General features: G+C 33.1%; 2 protein-coding genes. One reads left to right on the top strand and one right to left on the bottom strand.

Going from position 1 to position 936, the window contains the following annotated elements; genetic code table 11:
- Positions 1 to 248 (bottom strand): hypothetical protein (locus ACFIL3_RS10550; protein ID WP_375675379.1); only part of this gene is annotated, 248 nt, incomplete at its 3' end.
- A 105-nt stretch (positions 249 to 353) separates the two neighbouring features.
- On the opposite strand from ACFIL3_RS10550, the gene ACFIL3_RS10545 reads away from it, so the two are divergent.
- The gene (locus ACFIL3_RS10545; protein ID WP_375626997.1) at positions 354 to 686 is read left to right on the top strand and encodes a hypothetical protein; all 333 of its coding nucleotides are present in this window, start codon (positions 354 to 356) and stop codon (positions 684 to 686) included.
- The last annotated feature ends 250 nt before the right edge of the window (positions 687 to 936 follow it).

Genomic DNA, 936 nt, shown 5'->3' with positions numbered 1-936 from the left:
TGCTCTTGCATTAATCTCTGCAAGCGCTCGGGATAAAAAAAATCTTCTGGACGCAAATCTATCCCATGATCACGTGCATAATTTAAAAGCATAATTTGGTATTTAGCTGGAATGATGCCGCCTTTACCCTCTCGCTTTTCAAAGGGGTAAGTCCATTTATAAACAGCAGACACATGGCATTGAGAAATCAACGACACACGTTTTGCACCACCTAAATATTTTATAATCATAACTGCTGGAGTAATCATGTAATCCAAAATTTCTGTCATATATTTACGTATTACGCAAATATAAGCAAAATTTTCGTAATACGCAATATTGATTATTTAATAATTTTAAGAGAGAAAAATAAAATGGATTTTCAAAAGCTAATAAAAATGTGGATTAATGAAAAATTAAATGAAATGGGGCATGGAAGCCGTAAGGCTTTAGGGCAACATTTAGGATTGAGTCCATCATCTATTACGCGCTTATTATCGATTGATGACTCTGACTCTAAAGCCTACCGTGATATCACCGCAGAAGAGCTAGTGAAGCTACACAGTTTCTTTAAGGAGTATCCTCCGTATCCGGCTTTAAGCAAGATAGATCAAGATTTTTATGATCTATATTCGTCTTGCAATGAAGAAGAACGGAGGGCAGTTTTAGCGTTTCTTCATACTTTAATCGAATCAAAAAAGCGATAACTGCTGTTTTTTCTTCATTTGACAATTGTAAAAATTTTCTTTTGGCAGTCTTATAACCTTTCATAAAATCTCCAAATATCTATAAAAACACACTAATCTTTAGATGAATACTCATAAAATAATTTTCGTTATACGGTATTTTTATGTTGACATTACCGTAAAACGAAAATATATTCACTCCATATCTTAGAAAATAACTTTTGCCAATAGGCAGTATGGAGGCATTTGTGAATAAACCAGTGTTTATAAA

The organism is Bartonella sp. CE47NXGY, assembly GCF_042195415.1.
In the GTDB taxonomy this organism is placed as follows: Bacteria; Pseudomonadota; Alphaproteobacteria; order Rhizobiales; family Rhizobiaceae; genus Bartonella.
Note: the sequence above shows the minus strand (reverse complement) of the source record. Positions and strands in the feature narration are given on the sequence as shown.